The following is a 234-nucleotide window of genomic DNA, read 5'->3' as shown; positions in this document are numbered from 1 at the left end:
TTCTACACGCCTATCGGGCCTATAGCTCAGTTGGTTAGAGCGCACGCTTGATAAGCGTGAGGTCGATGGTTCAAGTCCATCTAGGCCCATCAAGCGTTCGCTTGTTAATTGAACAACCCTTATGGGGGATTAGCTCAGCTGGGAGAGCGCCTGCTTTGCAAGCAGGAGGTCATCGGTTCGATCCCGTTATCCTCCATTGGCCGTCAGGCCGATCGTTGACGTTAGTTGGCGATT

General features: G+C 53.0%; 2 tRNA genes. Both read left to right on the top strand.

What is annotated here, in order from left to right:
* Nucleotides 1–15 precede the first annotated feature (15 nt).
* A tRNA-Ile gene (locus tag ACWP87_RS13895) sits at nt 16–89 on the top strand.
* A 34-nt stretch (nt 90–123) separates the two neighbouring features.
* Nucleotides 124–196 (top strand) — tRNA-Ala (locus ACWP87_RS13890).
* Nucleotides 197–234 lie beyond the last annotated feature (38 nt).

The sequence above is a fragment of the Lacticaseibacillus sp. 22 genome, assembly GCF_055413445.1.
Note: the sequence above shows the minus strand (reverse complement) of the source record. Positions and strands in the feature narration are given on the sequence as shown.